Below are 19,212 nucleotides of genomic sequence, written 5' to 3' on the forward strand. Positions count from 1 at the left end.
CTCCATGAAACCGGTTGTGATCAAACGTGATGGATGTCGCGCACCATTCAATGCCCAGCTGATTGCCGAGGCGGTGGGCCGAGCGGCGGAGGCGGTCAATCAGGCCAGTCCGGCGCTGGCAGAGCGCATTGCCGCCGCCGTCAGCCAGGAGCTGGAAGGGCGGGGAGAAGTGGACATCCACGAGATCCAGAACCGGGTCGAGAACCACCTGATGGCCTCCGACGACAAGGCCATCGCCCGTGCCTACATCGAATACCGTCACGACCGGGATCAGGCTCGCGAGGCCCGCGGCCGGCTGGCCCAGGAGATCCGCGGCCTGGTTGAGCAGACCAACGCGGCCCTGCTCAACGAGAATGCCAACAAGGATTCCAAGGTGATCCCGACCCAGCGCGACCTGCTGGCGGGCATCGTCGCCAAGCACTACGCCACCAGCCACATGCTGCCCCGCGACGTGGTGCAGGCCCATGAGAGCGGCGATCTGCACTTCCACGATCTCGACTACTCCCCCTTCTTCCCCATGTTCAACTGCATGTTGATCGACCTGAAGGGGATGCTGACCCACGGCTTCAAGATGGGTAACGCGGAGATCGACACCCCCAAATCCATCAGCACCGCCACCGCGGTCACCGCCCAGATCATCGCCCAGGTGGCGAGCCACATCTATGGCGGCACCACCATCAACCGCATCGACGAAGTGTTGGCTCCCTACGTGACCATCAGCTGGGAGAAGCATCGGGAAGTGGCGGTGGAGTGGGGCATCGGCGATGTGGATGCCTACGCCATGGCCCGCACCGAGAAGGAGTGCTACGACGCCTTCCAGTCGCTGGAGTACGAGGTGAACACCCTGCACACCGCCAACGGTCAGACCCCGTTCGTCACCTTCGGCTTTGGCCTCGGCGACAGCTGGCAGTCACGCCTGATCCAGCGGGCTATCCTGAGCAACCGCATCGCCGGCCTTGGCAAGAACAAGAAGACCGCCGTGTTCCCGAAACTGGTGTTCGCCATCAAGGATGGCCTTAACCACAAACAGGGCGATCCCAACTACGACATCAAGCAGCTGGCGCTGGAGTGCGCCTCCAAGCGGATGTACCCGGACATCCTCAACTACGACCAGGTGGTCAAGGTGACCGGCTCCTTCAAGACTCCCATGGGCTGCCGCTCCTTCCTCGGTGCCTACGAGGAGCAGGGCGAGCTGGTCCACGAGGGGCGCAACAACTTAGGGGTGGTGAGCCTCAACCTGCCACGCATCGCTCTCAAATCCCGCGATGAAGCGGACTTCTGGGACAAGCTGGACGCCGCCCTGCGGGTAGCCAAGACCGCGCTGATGTACCGCATCAAGCGCCTCGACGGAGTCAAGGCCCGGGTCGCCCCCATCCTCTACATGGAAGGAGCCTGCGGGGTGCGCCTCAAGGCGGACGACAACGTCAGCGAGATCTTCAAGCACGGTCGCGCCTCCATCTCCCTTGGCTATATCGGGGTGCACGAGACCATCAACGCCCTGTTTGGCGATCAGGTGCACCTGTTTGACAGCGCCGAGCTGCAGCAGAAGGCCATCGCCATCGTCGAGCGCCTCAAGGCCGCCACCGACGAGTGGAAGGAGGAGACCGGCTATGGCTTCAGCCTCTACTCCACCCCGAGCGAGAACCTCTGCTCGCGCTTCTGCCGCATCGACGCCAAGGAGTTTGGTGTGGTGGCGGGGGTGACCGACAAGGGCTACTACACCAACAGCTTCCACCTCGACGTGGAAAAGCAGGTGAACCCGTACGACAAGCTGGACTTCGAGGCGCCCTATCCGCCCATCGCCAGCGGCGGCTTCATCTGTTACGGCGAGTACCCCAATATCCAGCACAACCTGGAAGCGCTGGAGAACGTCTGGGACTACAGCTATGACAAGGTGCCCTACTACGGCACCAACACCCCCATCGACGAGTGCTACGACTGCGGCTTTACCGGCGAGTTCGAGTGCACCTCCAAGGGCTTCACCTGCCCGCGCTGCGGCAACCACGACCCGGCCAAGGTGTCGGTGACCCGCCGCGTCTGCGGCTACCTCGGCAGCCCGGATGCGCGCCCCTTCAACGCGGGCAAGCAGGAAGAGGTCAAGCGCCGCGTCAAGCATATGTAAGTCCAGAGTGGGCCCCTGCCTCCTCTTAACAAGGGGAAAGCTAGCCCCTTACCCCAGCCCTCTCCCAGAGGGAGAGGGAACCGGCCGAAGTGCTGTTTGTTCGGTCTTGCTCCCTTCTCCCGCTCAGATTGAAAAGAGTGGGAGAAGGGCTGGGGATGAGGGGGCATCCATCATCACCTGCCTGCCAAACCGTGAATCGAGAGACGAGATGCACTACCACCAGTACTACCCGGTCGATGTGATCAACGGCCCAGGCACCCGTGCCACCCTGTTCGTCTCGGGCTGCGAACATCAGTGCCCAGGCTGCTACAACCAGAGCACCTGGCGGCTCGATGGTGGCAAGCCGTTCGATGAGGCGATGAGCGATCGCATCATCGCGGATCTCAACGACAGGCGCATCAAACGGCGCGGACTGTCGCTCTCCGGCGGCGATCCGCTCCACCCCGCCAATGTGCCCCAGGTGCTGGCGCTGGTGCAGCGGGTGCGCGCCGAGTGCCCCGGCAAGGACATCTGGTGCTGGACCGGCTATCTGCTTGGCGAGCTCAGCCCGGCCCAGCGTGAGCTGGTGGCCTTGCTGGACGTGCTGGTGGACGGCAAGTTCGAGCAGGGGCTGGCAGACCCCGGTCTGCTCTGGCGTGGCAGCAGCAATCAGCAGATCCACGACCTCAACGCCTGGCGGGAGGGAGGGGAACGGATCCCCTGTCTGGTTTGCAGTTGAGGCCAGGGGTGTTTATGGTTAGCCCATTCCAATCCCTGTGACATCGTTGACGAGGAAATCCGAGATGAACAATCTGCTCAAGATCCTGCTGGCCATCTTCCTGCCGCCGGTCTGTGCCTTTATCCAGGTGGGCTTCAGCCTGCATTTTCTGATCAACATAGTGCTGACCCTGCTCGGCGGTCTGCCCGGCATGGTGCATGCGCTCTGGCTGGTGGTGAGCGACAAGCGCGGCTGACGTTGAGCCTCTTTGCTAAAAGCCAACCCGATGGGGTTGGCTTTTTTTATGCTGCTCAAACGGGTTCCGATTGTTACAGTAATGGGCCGGCAACCCTGCCGGGGAGGGGTGACCCCTCCGATCTGACTCAACAAGGAGTGTTGAATGGGTTTGAAGGTTTTGCTGCTGGGCACTGTGCTCGGCCTGCTGGGGGGCTGTGCCAGCCCGAGCCCGACTGTGAAGCTGAACCAGCCACCGCTTGAGGTGACCATGGCGGAGCTTGGCAAATACTGGGTGCAGGATGGCGAGGTGCCCCCGTTTGAACCGGTGGGCGGCGCGCCAGCCAAGCGGCCCGTCAAGGGTTATGTGGAGATCCGTTATCTCATCGACTCCAACGGCAATCTGTTCAGCCCAGAGATTTTGGCCTCGGAGCCGCCCGGCGTGCTGGACCTGATCGCCCTGTCGGGGCTGGCCAAGACCCGTTATCGAGTGTCGGAGCAGAACCCGCAGGCCATTCCGGTGCGAGTGGTTGGTCGCTACGAGATTGAAGTGGAGTAATGAGCAACCCCGGCCTGGCCGGGGTTGTTGTTTACTGCTGCTTGCAGTCGTTGTAGACGCTCTGCCACTCGCCATCCTTGTCGCGCATCTCGACAAAGCCTTCATCTCCCTTGTTCCACCAGACGGCCTCGTGATCGTCGGTGTAGCGGGCGCCGGAGGCAGAGACGCTCTGCGGCAGGGTGTAATCCTTGCCATCCGGCAGCGCCAGCTTGACGAAGTTCAGGCTCTGATCGGAGAGGGCGAAGTAGCGCACCTGTACCCGTTGGCCCTGTTCGCACAGATAGGTGACGGGGTCGCCGCCGGTCACGTTCAGGGTGTCGGCGCCGCGTTCGCAGCCGCTCAGCAGGGTCAGGGTCGTGATGCCCAGCAGCAGAAGGTTGGCGTGCTTCATGTTGATTCTCCATCGGTGTCATCCGGGCGTGATCCTAACAGCTTGCCGGAGGGGGGCAATGCCGCTCGACCCGACTTGCGTCGATATGCGTCCATGGGCGTCAAAAGAAGCACTAATGAGTATGGGCTCAATGCAGGCCTAGTCTGGCCTCGAAGGCGCGCACCAGCGCCTCGTAGGTGCCGTTGTTCCTGATCTTCTGCAGCCCCTCTTCGAAGCGGCTGGCCATCTCCTCACCCCGGGGATGGGCGCGGGAGAAGGCGAGCCAGAAACCGTCGGTGGAGATCTTGCCCACCTTGACCACCTTTCCGCTCAGCTGTTTCTGCTGGATCTTGAGGTAGCCCGGCATCTCGTTCATCAGTATGTAGTCGACCCGGCCGCGCACCAGCATCTCGATGATCTGGGTGTCTGACTTGGCCTGGAAGCGGGTGATCCTGGGGTTTTCCATGAAGTCGGTGGGGTAGGTGTAGCCGAGGGTGATGCCCACCGTCTTCTGTTCCAGCGAGGTGAGTTTGAGATCCCGGCGCGGTTCGCTGGCCAGGGCGAAGATGGCGAGATCCTCCTCGAACATGGGGGTCTCGTGCCAGAAGTACTGGTAACGGTTCTCCTCGGTAATGGTTGCATCGAAACAGCCGAGCACCTTGTCGCTGCGCGCCTCGTACATGCAGCGGGCGAAGGGGATGGTACGAAACTCCACCTCGACCCCCTCGGCGGCAAAGGCTGCCTTCACCAGCTCGGGCGCGAGCCCCTGCGGCTGGCCGCTCTCTTTGTCGAGGACGCAATAGGGCGCCCAGTCATCTTCCGCGGCGATCAGCACAGACTCGGCCCGGGCGCTTCCCACCATCAGCAGAAGACAGATAACCAGCCAGTGAATGTTGGTTGCGTGTGTCATGGTCTCTCTCCCGTTGCCAACTGCCCTAGCAAGCATAGTTGCTGGGGCTGGCCGCAGGCGCTGCCAGATACAGGGCAAAAAAACGCCCCGGTAGGCATAGCGGGGCGAAAGGCGCACATCCTTGAGCTAACAACAGGGGGTCAATAACCGAACCGGGTGGCCTCGAAACGGTTAAGCAGTCGGTGGATGAGGTAACAGGCCAGCAGGGTGGCGACGATGGCAAACAAAATGCTGCTGACCCGGTAGAGGGCGCTGAACACCAGATCGTTGCCGGGCGTCAGGTACTGGCCGAACAGGATGCCGAGGGTGGTGAGGGCGCCGAAGCCGACCCCGGAACCGCTCGCCTCCTTCACGTGGGCATGACTGAACAGCATGGCGCCGAGCCAGAGCAGGGGGACGACCAGGATCAGCAGCCCGGACCAGTCGTAGAGCACCAGCTGGCCGACCAGGCCGAAGCTCACCCCGAGCAGGGTGCCCATGGCCCGCTTGCGGGCATAGCTCAGGGCGCCGTCCCAGTGCATGGGGAAGAGCACCAGCAGAGTCGTGGCCTGGGCCGACATGGAGTCCCGCAGATCGAAGAGCTGGAACACCATGAAGGAGAGGGTGGCGATGCTGGCGCCAAGCAGCGCCTCGTGCCGCATCCGGTGCGGTGCCTTGGGGGAGGGGGCCGGCTTGGGGCGCTCCTCCACGTCGGGGATGAGCGCCGTCATCAGGTAGGCGATGAGCACCGACAGCACGCTGGCCCACAGGTTGCTGAAGATGAGGTCGTTGAGATCGGTCTGCGGGTAGCTGGCAAAGTGCAGCATGATGCTGAGGCTCAACACGCCGTTGGCACCGAACAGGAACAGGCTGCCCCGCGACATGGCGGCGAAACGGTAGAGAAACAGCAGGAAGGCGATGGGGATCATCAGGCCGGGATGGCCGCCGAACAGCCCCCCCAGCAGCCCCACTTCCAGCCCGCAGACCACAGCGGCGGCGATCAGCTGGCGGGCGGCATGACCATTCATCACCGGCACCATGCCCAGCAACAGCACAGGCGTCACCGTGTAGAAAACGCCGTAGTTCCAGCCGAACAGCTTGCAGAGCAGAAAGCCGCTGGTGCTGCCAAAGGCGATGCGCAGGCATTGGCGCAGTTCATTGGCGGTGAGGGGTCTGTGCCACAGGTTCATTGCCGTCACCTCAGTAGATGTAGTGCAGCAGGCTGAGCAGGCGGATCTGGGCGCGGGCCAGCAGCCCGGTCAGGGCGTTGTCGGGCAGCAGCTGCACGGTGGCGCGGGCACCGGCCGGCAGATGGGCGGGCAGCTGTTCCAGCGCCAGATGAAGGCGCAGACGCTGGGCGTCGCGCACCCAGCGATCCGACTCGGTGGGGCTGGCCAGCTGGCCGTTGGCATCGAACTGACCGGCGCTGACCCCGGCATCCAGGCTGGTGACCCGGGCGGGATAGAGGCGGCCCGGCTCGCCATCGAAGGCGACCAGGGCCAGGCTGTCCTGATCTACGTGGCGCAGGCTCTTCTCGCGAAAATCGGCGATCACGTCCACCTGCTCGGAGACCAGCGCCAGCAGCGGGGCGCCCGCCGCGGCGAAGCTGCCCGGCTTGAGCTGCAGGTTGGTGATGATGCCATCCTGGCTGGCGTGTACCCGGCTGTAGGCGAGGTTGAGCTCGGCCTGGGCGAGGCGGTTGCGGGCCTGGCGCAGCAGCAGGTTGTCGTCGCCAGGCAGGCCGCGGTTGACCCTGGCCTGGGTCATGCGCGCCTTGCTGGCCAGCAGGTTGGCCTGGGCGGTGCGAAACGCGCTGTCGGCGTCATCCTTCTGCTGCTCGGAGACCATGTGGCGGCGATAGAGGGCGTCGATACGCTCCGCTTCCCGCAACTTGAGGGCGGCCTGGGTCTGCAACGAGCTGAAATCGGCGCTGGCGGCGTTGAGGGTGGCATCGAGCTGGCGATTCTGCTGCTCTGCCTGGGCCAGGGCGAGGCGAGCCTGCTCTACCGCCAGTTCGAAGGGGGCCGGGTCGAGGGCAAACAGCAGGTCGCCCTGCTTGACGTGCTGGTTGTTGGCGACAGCCACCTCCATCACCTTGCCGCTGACCTGGGGCGCCATCTTGGTGACGACGCGGGTTGCCATGGCTTGCGGGGTGAGCGGCATCTTGAGGTCGGCCAGCAGGAAATAGGCAAAGACCAGCACGAAGGCGCCCATGGCCCATTTGATCCAGCGTTGGAATTGTTGATCCGGGGTCATCTCATTCTCTCTCTTCACTCTGCGCACCTATCTTGCCGAGGGCATTGGCACAGATGCGGTGCACGATATCTTCAAACTGTTCCAGCTCCCGCTGGCTGATGCCGGCGAGCAGCTCCCGGCGTATCTCCATGATGCGATCTTCAATCTGGTCGAGCAGCGCCTTGCCGGCCGGGGTCAGGGTGACGATGCGGGCCCGCTTGTCCTGGCTGCAGCAGTGGCGCTCCACCAGCCCCTGCTCTTCCAGCTGGCCCAGGGTGCGCATCAGGGAGGGAAGTTCGATCTCCAGCGCCTCGGCCAGGGTCTTCTGGCTGAGGTGGCCGCCGAGCCGGCTCAGCTTCCACAGCGCCGTCCAGCGGGGATGAGTCAGGCCGAGGGGGGCCAGCTCGAGATCGGCCACGGTGCGCCACAGCCGATGCAGCCGGCCGACCCGCTCGGCGAGGGAGAGCTCGCGCAGCATTTCCAGGTCCTTCATCATGGGGGTGTCTCCTTTTACTTAGCTTGCTAAGCATTGTAATTGTTTAGCAGGCTAAGTAAATAGTGTGATCACGATCTTGTTTATGAAATTTGGAGGTAGGTCTCTGGTGGAGCTCAAGCAGCATGGGTGAAGGGGTGAGTTGGGATCAGCAGCCCCTTTGAGTGAATCAGAAGGCTGGATATGGTCGGCAGGGCCCGGCGAAATAAAGCGAGTCGTTTATTGGGATGGCATGAAAATAGTCACAGCGTTTTAGGTGCACCCTAATTAGAGGATGCAAAAAAATATTATATAAATGCGGCACTCTGTTTTTTATTCACTAATATTGATGAGTCAGCTAAACAGGGAGATGATAGCTGTGGAACGATATGAATCGGGTGACGCCCATCTCGCCATCGAGAGTCTGCTGGTGGACGTAGAATATGTAGTCGACGGCCATTATGGACTCAGCCTGGAAAATGCCGAAACCTGTCATGAATTTGACCCTGCCAATATTCCATTGTTATTAGCCGAATAGTCTTTCGGTTGGTGACATCCACAGGTCATATTGAGAGGGCAGCCTTTCACAGGGCCTGCCCCCACCGTTAATCCTCTTGCTGCAAGCCGCCATTACCTGCGGGAGCGCCATGCTTGTAACAAGCTAGGCGCTCGCTATCGAGCTGTCATCGTCTTTCTTTTTTATCACCCGGCAGATCCTGGCCGGAGCCTTTTTGTTGATCAGGGGATCACCCTTGCCTTGTACCGGGTGATCATTCACCACTGCCAAACCTGACAGGCCATTATTGTTGGTTACAGCGCTGGTTATTTGATCGCTATTTGATAGCGACCGCTTCAAGCGCCGCTTTAAAGTGTAAAAGAGTGCGTGTCGGGGGGATTTAATGACGATGACAGGAACGGAAATACCCCCTGTAAAATGGGTGCCAACCTTGCCCGCATGCCATAGCGTTTAAGAATTTAATGTTTTTATATGCCTTTGTTGGCGGGCTAACCGACAGAGGGAGCGGAGATCTCTAGAGTGGCGCCACACCACACGCTGGAGCATAACAATGAAAAACCTCTCTACCCCACACACCAGAACCGCCCTGTTCGGCGGTCGACAGATTGCCGGCATGCCCATGATGATCTTTCTGGGCCTCGCCACCTGCGTCCTCTTCTCGGGTTGGAACGGCTCGCTGCCGCTCGGCATGGTCGGCGCGCTGGCGCTGATGTTCGTGCTCGGCACCCTGCTGACCGAGCTCGGCGAGCGCATCACCCCCATCCGCGAATACCTGGGTGGTGGCACCATACTCGCCATCTTCGGCGGCGCCGCCCTGTTTGAATACCGGATCCTGCCCGTCGAGGCGGGTCAGGTGATCATCGGCTTCATGAAGGAGGGGGGCTTTCTCAACTTCTTCATCGCCAGCCTGGTGACCGGCTCGGTGTTCGGCATGAGCGGCGCCCTGCTGAAGAACGCCGCCATGCGCTACCTGCCGGTGATCCTGGGGGGCGTCGCACTGGCGCTGCTCAGCGTCGGTCTGGTGGGCGCCCTGATGGGCTACGGCTTCAAGAATGCGGTGCTGCTCATCGGTCTGCCCATCATGGGCGGCGGCATGGGAGCCGGCGCCGTGCCGCTGGTGGAGATCCTCTCCGGGCCGCTGCAGATGTCGAGCGCCGATCTGCTGTCGCGCATGGTGCCGGCAGTAGTGATCGCCAACACCCTGGCCATTCTGGTGGGTACCCTGCTGGCCCGTCTCGGTCGCCGCTACCCCGCCCTGACCGGCAACGGCAAGCTGATGATAAAAGAGAGTGCCGCTGGTGTGGCCGAGGAGAAGGCGCAGGCGCCGACCCTGGAGAGTCTGGGTCTGGGCCTCTTCATCAGCTCCAGCATGTTCGTGCTGGGCTCATTGCTCGGCAACTTCATCCCCATGCACCCCTTCGCCCTGATGATCCTGGCGGTGGCCGTCATCAAGGTGAGCGGCCTGCTGCCCCGTCGTTACGAGCAGGCGGCGGCCGACTGGTACCAGTTCGTGGTCACCAACCTGACCCCCTCTCTGCTGGTGGGGATCGGAGTCGCCTACACCAGCATCCCCGAGCTCATCAGCGCCTTCTCCGTCAGCTATTTCGTGCTGGTGCTGGTGACCGTGCTTGGTGGAGCCCTGGGGGCGGCGCTGGTAGGGCGGATGATCGGCTTCTACCCCATAGAGGCAGCCATCACCGGTGGCCTCTGCATGGCCAACATGGGGGGCACGGGTGACGTGGCCGTGCTCTCGGCGGCCCAGCGCATGACGCTGATGCCGTTCGCCCAGATCTCCTCTCGTCTCGGGGGCGCCGTCATGCTGATCCTGGCGACCCTGCTCATCTCGCTGCTGGCATAAGGAACAAGATAATGAACGACATCATGATGGGCACCAGCCTGCCCTATGCCGAACGCAAGCGTCAGGGATTGATGGGGCGCATGCCCCACAAGGAGGAGTCGCTGGCCCAGCAGCGGCGCCGCATCTACCGGCTGGTTTCGGCCATGCAGAGCCCGTTTGATCAGCATCTGCTGCTGCGCCAGTTGCAGGAGGACAACCCGGTGCTGTTCTACGAACTGGTGCGCCACCACCTGCCGGAGCTGTTGCCCATCATCTACACCCCTGTGGTGGGGGAGGCGTGCCAGCGCCACAGCGACCTCTATCTGCGCAGCCACGGCCTCTACCTCTCCTGGCACGACCGGGATGAGCTCGACCACATCTTCGCGGCGGTGGAGCAGGAGGTGGACGTCATCGTCATCTCCGACGGCGAGCGGGTGCTGGGGCTCGGCGATCTCGGCATCGGCGGCATGGGGATCTGCATCGGCAAGCTGGCGCTCTATTCCGCCGCCGGTGGCATCAACCCGGCCCGCACCCTGCCGCTGTGCGTGGACGTGGGCACCAACAACCCCGAACTGCTGGAAGATGACTCCTACCTCGGCTGGCAGGCCCGGCGGGTAGATGGCGAGCCCTATTACCAGTTCATGGACAAGGTGGTGGCCGCCATTCGCAAACGCTGGCCCCAGGTAGTGCTGCAGTTCGAGGACTTCGCCGGCAAGCATGCCGCGAACCTCCTGGCCCGCTACCGCGACGAGCTTTGCATGTTCAACGACGACATCCAGGGCACGGCGGCGGTGGCGTCGGCCTGCGTGCTGGCGGGCTTGCAGCAGGCGGGCAGCGCGCTGGCGGATACCCCGGTGCTGATCGTCGGCGCGGGCTCGGCCGGCTGCGGTATCGCCGCCATGCTGGCCCAGCTGGCGGGCAGCCCGGAGCGAGTGCAGCTGTTCGATCAGGACGGTCTGGTCTGCCTGGACCGGGCCGGGCTCACCCCGGCCCAGCAGCCGTTTGCCCGCCCGGCGGGGGAGGCGTGCAATTCCCTGCCAGCGCTTATCGAGCGGCTGCGCCCCTGGGTGCTGATCGGGGTGAGCGGTCAGGGCGGCCTGTTCGACGAGGCGGTGCTGACCGCCATGGGGGAGGTGTGCGAGCGGCCGGTGATCCTGCCGCTCTCCAACCCCACCCGCAGTGCCGAGGCGACCCCGGCCCAGGTGTGGCAGGCTACCGGCGGGCGGGCCCTGCTCGCCACCGGCAGCCCCTTCCCGCCGGTGGAGGTGGACGGCGCGGCGCGGGTGGTCTCCCAGTGCAACAACGTCTATGTGTTCCCGGGCATTGGTCTGGGGGCCTGCGCGGTCAAGGCGCGGCGCATCAGCGACGGCATGCTGCGGGCTGCGGTGCAGGCGGTGGGCGCCTATCCGCTGGCCGAGGGGCGGCTGCTGCCCCCCATCGAGCAGGTGGGGGAGGTGGCCCGCGCCGTGGCGAGGGCGGTGGCACTCTGTGCCCGTGCCGAGGGGCTGGCCGATTTTGCCGGTGATCCCGCACCTTTGATTGACCAGACCTGGTGGCGCCCGCACTATTGGTCCGCGTCCTGATGTTGCAAGGCTAATCGATGAAACTGCGTCACCAACTGGTCACCCTCTCCCTGGGCCTGTCACTGCTCCTGATCGTCATCCTGGGCAGCCTGCTGGCGCTCTTTATCCGCCATTTGCTGGAGAGCAATCTGGAGGAGAAGGGGGGGGATCTGGCGCGGGTGCTGGCGGGGGACAACCGGGTGGTGCAGGCGCTGCAGTGGGGGAGCGATCCGGGCCTGCGCGACTATGTGCAGGGGATCTGCAGCCGCACCGATGCCGCCTACATGGTGGTGACCGACGAGCATGCCCGCCGGCTGAGCCACCCCTCTCCGGAGCTGGTGGGTGGCCTGTTTCGCGGCGAGGATATCTGGCCCTCCCTCAACGAGCGCAGCAGCTACTGCTCCAAGGACGTGGGTACCCTGGGGCCGGCCATCCGCTGCTTCGCTCCGGTGATCGGGCCTGACGGGCGCGCCATCGGTGCCGTGGTGGTGGGTTATCTGATGCAGACGGTGGAGAGCATCTACCTGGATCGGATCGCCCTGCTCATCAGCGCCATCGGCGCCGTGCTGGGCTGCGGTCTGCTGCTGGCGCTCTGGGTCCAGCATCGGCTGCGGCGTACCCTGCTGGATCTGGAGCCGGAGACCATAGTCAATCGCTTCGTACTGCAGGAGCTGGTGCTGGAGCACATCTCGGAGGGGGTGATCGCCCTCGACTCCCGCGGCCACATCCGCATGCTCAACAGCGCCGCGTTTTACCAGCTGCGCCTGCCCGGCACCGGCCGCCACGCCCTGCTCGGCCAGCCGCTCTCGGAACTGTCGCCGCCGCTCGCCCCCGCCCTGACCCAGGTCGAGACCGAGCTCGGTTTCACCGTGCACGGCGAGTCGTTCGTCGGGCGCTGGCAGGCGGTGGAGGGCAAGATCCCCGGTCGGCTGCTGATCTTCAGCCGCCCCGAGGTGACCGGCAGCCTCGGCATGCAGGTGACCCACCTGCGCCAGTATGCCGAGATGCTGCGGATGCAGACCCACGAGTTCGCCAACAAGCTCAGCAGCCTCTCCGGCTTGCTGCAGCTGGGCCACGTGGATCAGGCGGTGGAGCTCATCCAGCAGGAGAGCGAGGCGTGCCAGACCATGCTGCACGATCTGCTGCGGGCCATCGAGGACAAGCCGGTGGCCGGGCTCATCCTCGGCAAGTTCAGCCGGGCCCGCGAGCTTGGGGTGGAGCTGGTGCTGGATCCCGATTCGGCGCTGGGGGAGTACCCGGCGGCGGTGTCGGCGGATCTCATCACCCTCATCGGCAACCTGCTGGACAACGGCATTCGCGCCGCCTGGGCCCGGCGCAAGCAGTGCCCGCCGCGGGTGCTCATCTCCCTCAACGACTTCGGGCGCCGGCTGGTGATCGAGGTGGAGGACAGCGGCGAGGGGGTGGACGAGGCGCTGGCGGACCATCTGTTTGATTACGGCATCAGTCGCCAGACTGGCGATCACGGTGTCGGTCTGTTCCTGGTCAAGGAGACGGTGGCCAGGCGAGGGGGTGTGATAGAATGGCGCCGCACCGCCGAACAGACGACTCTGTTCGGTATCTACTTGAATAAAAACCAATTGGTGTGATCTATGGAGCCCATTTTCACGCTGGTGATCGAGGATGACGAACGGATAGGATCCATTCTGGCCGAGCTGGTCTCCTCCACCCCCGGATTTTCCCTGCTGGGTCGGGCCGAAAGCCTGACCCAGGCCGATCTCATGATGCGCGCGGCCCAGCCGCAGCTGCTGCTGGTGGACATCTCGCTGCCCGACGGCTCCGGCCTGGAGTGGGTGAACCGGCTGCGCAGCCACAACCGCGAAGCCTACGTCATCATGGTGACCGCCTCCTGCGACGTGGAGACCATCCAGCAGGCCCTCAATCAGGGGGTGCAGGATTACATCATCAAGCCGCTGCGGCTGTTTCGCATCCAGCAGAGCCTGGACGAGATCCTCACCCTGCATCGGCGCATCTGCGAGCGCGGCTCCCTCGAGCAGAGCGATCTGGACCGGCTGATGGGCAAGGTGAGGCCCCAGGGGCGCGACGTGCGCGACACCCCCAAGGGGATCGACGCCATCACCCTGCGCCAGGTGCTGGAGTTGCTGGCGGGTGAGCCTGACAGCGCCTTCTCCACCGATACGGTGGCGCTGCGCTTGTCCTTGAGCCGCACCACGGCGCGCCGCTATCTGGAGTATCTGGAGTCGGAGGACAGGGTGGACGTGGATCTCAACTACGGCCAGCGCGGCCGGCCCGAGCGCCGCTACCACTGGCGGCGGGGTAGCTGAGCCGCTTGCCGCACGCAGACCCATACCAGCAAAAAGGGAGCCGAAGCTCCCTTTTTCAGGTCTATACGTCGGCACGAAAATCGGTACGACGGGCCGCTCAGGCCTCTTCCAGCAGGACGCGGCGGGCTCTTGGCTTGAACTGGGAGAGCATGACCCCGCTCAGGATGAGGCCGCCTCCCAGCAGGTGATAGCCGTGGATGGGCTCCCCCAGGCTGACGACGGCGATGAGGGCCGTGCACAGGGGCATCAGGTTCATGAAGACCGAGGTGCGCTCCGCCCCCAGACTGGCGAGGCCGCGCATCCAGCAGTAGGCGGCGAAGATGGAGGAGGCGAGCCCGGCGAACAGCACCATGCTCCAGCCCTGGGCGGGAATGGCCAGGGAGTCGGCGGAGAGGGCCAGCGGAATGAGTAGCAGCACCGCCAGCAGGATCTGCAGATAGAGGTTGAGCCAGGGGCCGAACGGCAGTTGCCAGCGGCGGATCAAGAGGCCATAGAGGGCATAGCTGGCCGCCCCCAGCAGCATCATGCCGTCGCCTGGGTTGATGCCGCTGTGCAGCAGTGCCTGAGGGTTGCCCTGACCGAGCAGCCAGAGCACCCCGAACAGCGAGATGCTCATGCCGAGCAGCGCCTGCTTGCCCGGCTTCTGGCCAAAGCAGCAGGCCCCGATCAGCAAGGTGAGCAGCGGCAGCAGGGAGCCGATGACCCCCATGTTGGTGGCCGAGGTGCTGTGGGCGGCGTAGTAGGCGAGGCACTGGTAGAGCACCATGCCAAGCAGGGAGAGCACCAGCAGCTTGCCGAGCCAGGGGCGGAGATCGCGCCGGCGGCGCCACAGGTGCGGCAGGCAGAAGGGGGTCAGCGCCAGGGCGGCGATCACCCAGCGGTAAAACGAGATGGCGGCAGGATCCAGCACGCCGGCGGCGGCCTTGGAGACCACGGTATTGGCGGCCCAGATCAGGATGGCGAGCAGGGGGAAGAGAAAGGGCATAGGCACTCCTTGGTATGATGGAGAGAGTCTAGCCTTGTCTTGAACGATGCAAGTAGCGTAAATAAGACATGTCATAACCGCTTTGGGACAATCTGCATGGGCACCCTCACCCTGGCCGAGCAGGATCGCCTGCTGGCCGCCCCCAATCCCCTCTATTTTCGCTACAGCCAGATCCAGGGGGGCAACGCCTGCGCCGAGCATGCCCACCCCTGGGGCCAGCTCAGCCTCATCAGTCTCGGGGTCATGGTGGTGGAGGTCGGGGGGCAGCGGTTGGTGGCGCCGCCAGACTACCTCATCTGGGTGCCGGCGGATCAGCCCCACACCGCCTTCAACGAGCAGACCCTGGACTACACCTCCATCTACGTGAGCCACGCGCTGGCGCCGCGCCTGCCACGGGAACCTCAGCTGCTGGCGCTTACCCCCTTGCTGCGGGCCCTGCTGGAGGATTTCACCCAGCGCCGGATCGGCCACATGGAGGACGAGTGGGATGCCCGCCAGGGTGAACTCTTCATCGAGAAGCTGGCTCGCACCCGTTGCCAGCCAAGCTACCTGCCCCAGAGCCGGGATCGCCTGCTCGCCCCCCTGCTGGCGGCGCTACAGGCGGCGCCGGAGGACAACCGCACCCTGGCCCAGTGGGCCAAGGTGCTGCACACCACCGAGCGCACCCTGGCGCGGCGCTGCCAGAAGGAGCTTGGCATGAGCCTCGGCCAGTGGCGCACCCGGCTGCGGCTGGTGAAGGCGCTGGACTGGCTGCGGGGCGAGATGCCGGTGCAGGAGATCGCCTGGCGGCTCGGTTACACCTCCACCTCGGCCTTTATCGCCATGTTCCAGCGCGAACAGGGCTGTGCCCCCCAGCGCTATCGTCAACAGCTGGGGATCGGCGCCGGGCAGGCACAGCTCTGACCGCGACCGCACCAGCAATGAAAAGGGCGCCCGCAGGCGCCCTTGTCGATCACGGGATGGGCTTAGAAGAAGCCGAGCGGGTTGATGTCGTGGCTCACCAGCAGGTTCTTGGTGTTCTGGTAGTGGTCCAGCATCATCTTGTGGGTCTCGCGACCGATCCCTGACTTCTTGTAGCCACCGAAGGCCGCGTGGGCCGGGTAGGCGTGGTAGCAGTTGACCCAGACCCGGCCGGCCTGGATGCCGCGCCCCATGCGCCAGGCCAGGTTGCTGTCGCGGGTCCACAGGCCCGCCCCCAGGCCGTACTGGGTGTCGTTGGCAATGGCCAGCGCATCCGCCTCGTCCTTGAAGGTGGTGACCCCGAGCGCCGGCCCGAAGATCTCCTCCTGGAACACCCGCATCTTGTTCTGGCCGTGGAAGATGGTGGGCTGGATGTAGAAGCCCCCCTCCAGCCCGCTCACCTTGGCCGGGCCGCCGCCGATCAGCATTTTTGCCCCTTCGCCGCGGCCGATCTCCATGTAGCTCAGGATCTTGTCGAACTGCTCGCGGGACGCCTGGGCGCCGACCTGGGTGGTGGTGTCGAGGGGGTTGCCCTGCACTATGGTGCGGGCGCGGGCCAGCACTCTGTCCATGAAGTCGTCATAGATGCTCTCCTGTACCAGGGCGCGGGAGGGGCAGGTGCACACCTCGCCCTGGTTGAAGAAGGTCATCAGCATCCCTTCCACCGCCTTGTCGATGTAGCTGCTCTCGTGCTGCATCACGTCGGCGAAGTAGATGTTGGGGGACTTGCCACCCAGCTCCACGGTGGAGGGAATGAGCTTGTCGGCGGCGCAGCGCAGGATGTGGGCCCCCACCTCGGTGGAGCCGGTAAACGCCAGCTTCTGGATCCGGTTGCTGGTGGCCAGCGCCTGGCCCGCCTCGGCGCCGAAGCCGTTGACCACGTTGACCACGCCGGGGGGCAGTATGTCCTTGATGAGATCCATCATCAGCATGATGGTGACCGGGGTCTGCTCGGCGGGCTTGAGCACGCTGCAGCAGCCGGCCGCCAGCACCGGGGCCAGCTTCCAGGCCGCCATCAGCAGCGGGAAGTTCCACGGGATGATCTGGCCGACCACCCCGATGGGCTCCTTGAAGTGGTAGCTGACGGTGTTCTGATCCAGCTCGGCGGCCGAGCCCTCCTGGGCACGGATGCAGCCGGCGAAGTAGCGGAAGTGATCCACCACCAGTGGCAGGTCGGCGGCCAGGGTCTCGCGCACCGCCTTGCCGTTCTCCCAGGTCTCGGCGATGGCGAGCACCTCGATGTTCTGCTCGATGCGATCGGCGATGCGCAGCAGCAGGTTGCTGCGTTCGGTGACGCTGGTCTTGCTCCAGCTGGCGAACGCCTTGTGAGCGGCGTCCAGCGCCAGCTCGATGTCGGCGGCGTCGGAGCGGGCCACCTCGCAGAACACGCGGCCATCCACCGGCGAGATGTTTTCAAAGTAGCGGCCGGCGCGCGGCGCCACCCAGTCGCCACCGATGAAGTTGTCGTAACGGGACTTGAAGCTGACCAGGGCACCTGCCTGACCGGGAGCGGTATAAATCATCTCATCATCCTTATGTGTGTGGTCCTGACCGGGCTGGCGAGCAGCCCGGTTGCTGCTGTGTATCGCAAGGGACGTGCCAGAGGGTCTGACCAGCGCTCTAAAAGTTACAAAAACGTTATCAAACGGGGTGCGGCAGCGTATCTTGGTTAACCAATGACCGCGGCGGTGGCGATACAAGTGTGCCGTTTCTGGACAGTGGTCGCGACAGTCGTGCCGTTTGTGAACAGGAGGTGTGATGAGCGAGTTCCCTCAATCTAGTGCCAGCCCAATCCAGCGCTCCTGGCAGCGCTGCCTGCACCAGGGGCTGAGTCGTCAGCAGAGCGCCGAGCTGGACTTGCTGCCCCAGGGGGAGCTGTCGGCCCGCCAGGAGCAGCACAGGGTGCTGATCGCCAGCTTCCGGCGCTTCGTGCTGCCGCTGTTTGACCAGCTGCTGGCGGGGCGCCCCTGTCGGTTGCTGCTGTGCGATGGCGAGGGCGCCATCCTGGCCGCCAGCGGTGACGACGGCTTCGCCCGCCACGCCGAGCGGGTCTTTTTGCGCAGCGGCGCCCGCTGGGGGGAGGCGAGCAAGGGCACCAATGCCATCGGCACGGCGCTGGCCGAGCAGAGCGAGGTACAGGTGCTCGGCAATCAGCACTTCTTCGCCCAGCACAGCTTTCTCAGCTGCAGCGCCTGCCCGCTGCTCGGGCCGGACGGGCAAGTGATCGGCGTGCTCGACATCTCCACCGATGCGGCCCACCACGGCGGCGACATGCTGGGCACGGTGCGGCTGCTGGCCATGACCCTGGAAAATGCGCTGCTGGCGTGCCAGCCGGGCTGGCTGGTGGATCTCGAGCCCCAGAGTCTCTGGTCTGCCCGCCTGCTGCTGGGGGAGGAGGGCGAACTGCTGGGGGCCAACCGGGCCGGCCGGCTCTGGCTCGGCCAGCACCCTTTCGACGGCAAGCAACTGCTGCGGGATAGGCGCGGCTTGCGGCTGGTGCCGGAGGTTCATCCCGTGGCGACCCTACCCGGCCTGCCGGCCGCTGCCGGCGGCTCGCATGTCCGGCAGGTGCCGCTCAAGATGCTGGAGCGCGGCATCTCCCTGCTCATCGAGGGGGAGACCGGCAGCGGCAAGGAGCATCTGGTGCGCGAACTGCACGGGCAGTCGAGCCGGCGGGCGCAACCCCTGGTGTGCGTCAACTGCGGCGCCCTGCCGGCGGAGCTGGTGGAAGCCGAGCTGTTCGGCTATGTCGGCGGGGCCTTCAGCGGCGCCCGCAGTCAGGGCAGCCAGGGGTATCTGCGCGCCGCCCACGGCGGCATCCTGATGCTGGACGAGATCGGCGAACTGCCGCTCTTGGCCCAGACCCGCTTGCTGCGGGTATTGCAGGAGCGCGTCGTCACCCCGGTTGGCAGCCACAAGCCCGAAGCGGTGGATTTCTGGCTGGTCAGCGCCAGCCACCGGGATCTGGCGGCCATGGTGGCGGCCGGCACCTTTCGCGAGGATCTCTACTACCGCATCTGCGGCTGGCGCCAGCAACTGGCGCCGCTGCGCGACTGGCCGGCCTCCGAGCGGCAGGCACTGGTCCGGCGGCTACTGGCCGAGATGGATCCTGCCCTGCACCTGACCGATGAGGCCGAGCGCCACTTGCTGGCCCACCCGCAGCCCGGCAACGTGCGCCAGCTCAAGCAGGCGCTGGAGGTGGCTTGCGTGTTGGCGGAAGGGCAGGGCTGGATTGAGCCAGCCCACCTGCATCTGCCGACTGTGGCTGTGGCGCCGGTCGTCCCCCCTGCGCTGGCGGGCAGCACATTGCGCGAGCAGAACCGGCAACGGGTGCAGCAGACCCTGACAGAGTGCGGCGGCAACGTGAGCGAGGCGGCGCGCCGGCTCGGCATCAGCCGCACCACCCTCTATCGGGCGCTGCGAGAGGCTGGCTGAGGGGTTTGTGACCTAAGTTTTTCGTAGTTAAGATG

At 64.7% G+C, this 19,212-nt stretch carries 18 protein-coding genes; 11 read left to right on the forward strand and 7 right to left on the reverse strand.

Going from position 1 to position 19,212, the window contains the following annotated elements; genetic code table 11:
• Positions 1 to 4 precede the first annotated feature (4 nt).
• The 4 genes from nrdD to I6L38_RS03115 all read left to right on the forward strand — a co-directional run bounded on the left by nrdD (position 5) and on the right by I6L38_RS03115 (position 3,612).
• Complete coding sequence (gene nrdD / locus I6L38_RS03100) at positions 5 to 2,122, forward strand: anaerobic ribonucleoside-triphosphate reductase (RefSeq protein WP_043170781.1); 2,118 nt, start codon at positions 5 to 7, stop codon at positions 2,120 to 2,122.
• Between the two features lie 208 nt (positions 2,123 to 2,330).
• Positions 2,331 to 2,840, forward strand: coding sequence for an anaerobic ribonucleoside-triphosphate reductase-activating protein (nrdG, locus tag I6L38_RS03105; RefSeq protein WP_043170780.1), 510 nt, complete (start codon positions 2,331 to 2,333; stop codon positions 2,838 to 2,840).
• 64 nt (positions 2,841 to 2,904) lie between these two features.
• Entirely contained in the window at positions 2,905 to 3,075 is a 171-nt protein-coding gene (locus I6L38_RS03110) for a YqaE/Pmp3 family membrane protein (protein WP_005343870.1), read from the forward strand.
• Positions 3,076 to 3,219: 144 nt separating this feature from the next.
• Positions 3,220 to 3,612: an energy transducer TonB gene (locus I6L38_RS03115; RefSeq protein WP_010634739.1), complete on the forward strand. Its 393-nt coding sequence runs from the start codon at positions 3,220 to 3,222 to the stop codon at positions 3,610 to 3,612.
• A 31-nt stretch (positions 3,613 to 3,643) separates the two neighbouring features.
• Here the strand turns inward: I6L38_RS03115 and I6L38_RS03120 are convergent, their stop codons facing one another.
• The 5 genes from I6L38_RS03120 to slyA form a co-directional block, all read right to left on the reverse strand.
• Positions 3,644 to 4,003: an MliC family protein gene (locus I6L38_RS03120; RefSeq protein ID WP_208200677.1), complete on the reverse strand. Its 360-nt coding sequence runs from the start codon at positions 4,001 to 4,003 to the stop codon at positions 3,644 to 3,646.
• Between the two features lie 127 nt (positions 4,004 to 4,130).
• Positions 4,131 to 4,892, reverse strand: a complete 762-nt coding sequence (locus tag I6L38_RS03125; RefSeq protein WP_043170778.1) for an ABC transporter substrate-binding protein — start codon at positions 4,890 to 4,892, stop codon at positions 4,131 to 4,133.
• 140 nt (positions 4,893 to 5,032) lie between these two features.
• Positions 5,033 to 6,061, reverse strand: coding sequence for a DUF2955 domain-containing protein (locus tag I6L38_RS03130; RefSeq protein WP_043170777.1), 1,029 nt, complete (start codon positions 6,059 to 6,061; stop codon positions 5,033 to 5,035).
• A 10-nt stretch (positions 6,062 to 6,071) separates the two neighbouring features.
• Positions 6,072 to 7,127 (reverse strand): HlyD family secretion protein, encoded by a 1,056-nt coding sequence (locus tag I6L38_RS03135; RefSeq protein ID WP_005303344.1) that lies wholly within the window; start codon positions 7,125 to 7,127, stop codon positions 6,072 to 6,074.
• 1 nt (position 7,128) lies between these two features.
• Positions 7,129 to 7,602 (reverse strand): transcriptional regulator SlyA, encoded by a 474-nt coding sequence (slyA, locus tag I6L38_RS03140; protein ID WP_010634735.1) that lies wholly within the window; start codon positions 7,600 to 7,602, stop codon positions 7,129 to 7,131.
• Between the two features lie 322 nt (positions 7,603 to 7,924).
• On the opposite strand from slyA, the gene I6L38_RS03145 reads away from it, so the two are divergent.
• From I6L38_RS03145 to I6L38_RS03165, 5 genes are all read left to right on the forward strand, one after another.
• Positions 7,925 to 8,116: a hypothetical protein gene (locus tag I6L38_RS03145; protein WP_017764158.1), complete on the forward strand. Its 192-nt coding sequence runs from the start codon at positions 7,925 to 7,927 to the stop codon at positions 8,114 to 8,116.
• A 529-nt stretch (positions 8,117 to 8,645) separates the two neighbouring features.
• A complete protein-coding gene (locus tag I6L38_RS03150; RefSeq protein ID WP_017783994.1) occupies positions 8,646 to 9,953 on the forward strand; it encodes a 2-hydroxycarboxylate transporter family protein in 1,308 nt (435 codons plus the stop codon).
• An 11-nt stretch (positions 9,954 to 9,964) separates the two neighbouring features.
• Complete coding sequence (locus I6L38_RS03155) at positions 9,965 to 11,515, forward strand: NAD-dependent malic enzyme (protein WP_043170776.1); 1,551 nt, start codon at positions 9,965 to 9,967, stop codon at positions 11,513 to 11,515.
• 17 nt (positions 11,516 to 11,532) lie between these two features.
• The gene (locus I6L38_RS03160; protein ID WP_017786436.1) at positions 11,533 to 13,101 is read left to right on the forward strand and encodes a sensor histidine kinase; all 1,569 of its coding nucleotides are present in this window, start codon (positions 11,533 to 11,535) and stop codon (positions 13,099 to 13,101) included.
• A gap of 3 nt (positions 13,102 to 13,104) precedes the next feature.
• Positions 13,105 to 13,797 (forward strand): response regulator, encoded by a 693-nt coding sequence (locus I6L38_RS03165; protein ID WP_005303332.1) that lies wholly within the window; start codon positions 13,105 to 13,107, stop codon positions 13,795 to 13,797.
• 97 nt (positions 13,798 to 13,894) lie between these two features.
• Here the strand turns inward: I6L38_RS03165 and I6L38_RS03170 are convergent, their stop codons facing one another.
• Positions 13,895 to 14,782: a DMT family transporter gene (locus tag I6L38_RS03170; protein ID WP_043170775.1), complete on the reverse strand. Its 888-nt coding sequence runs from the start codon at positions 14,780 to 14,782 to the stop codon at positions 13,895 to 13,897.
• Between the two features lie 96 nt (positions 14,783 to 14,878).
• Between I6L38_RS03170 and I6L38_RS03175 the strand changes: the two genes are divergently transcribed.
• Complete coding sequence (locus I6L38_RS03175) at positions 14,879 to 15,685, forward strand: helix-turn-helix transcriptional regulator (protein ID WP_043170774.1); 807 nt, start codon at positions 14,879 to 14,881, stop codon at positions 15,683 to 15,685.
• 62 nt (positions 15,686 to 15,747) lie between these two features.
• Here the strand turns inward: I6L38_RS03175 and I6L38_RS03180 are convergent, their stop codons facing one another.
• Positions 15,748 to 17,265, reverse strand: coding sequence for an aldehyde dehydrogenase family protein (locus tag I6L38_RS03180; protein WP_206219625.1), 1,518 nt, complete (start codon positions 17,263 to 17,265; stop codon positions 15,748 to 15,750).
• 235 nt (positions 17,266 to 17,500) lie between these two features.
• On the opposite strand from I6L38_RS03180, the gene I6L38_RS03185 reads away from it, so the two are divergent.
• On the forward strand, positions 17,501 to 19,177 hold the full coding sequence (locus I6L38_RS03185; RefSeq protein ID WP_216989130.1) for a sigma-54-dependent Fis family transcriptional regulator: 1,677 nt from the start codon (positions 17,501 to 17,503) through the stop codon (positions 19,175 to 19,177).
• Positions 19,178 to 19,212: the final 35 nt, after the last annotated feature.

This window comes from Aeromonas sp. FDAARGOS 1408 (assembly GCF_019048665.1).
Lineage (GTDB): Bacteria > Pseudomonadota > Gammaproteobacteria > Enterobacterales > Aeromonadaceae > Aeromonas > Aeromonas dhakensis.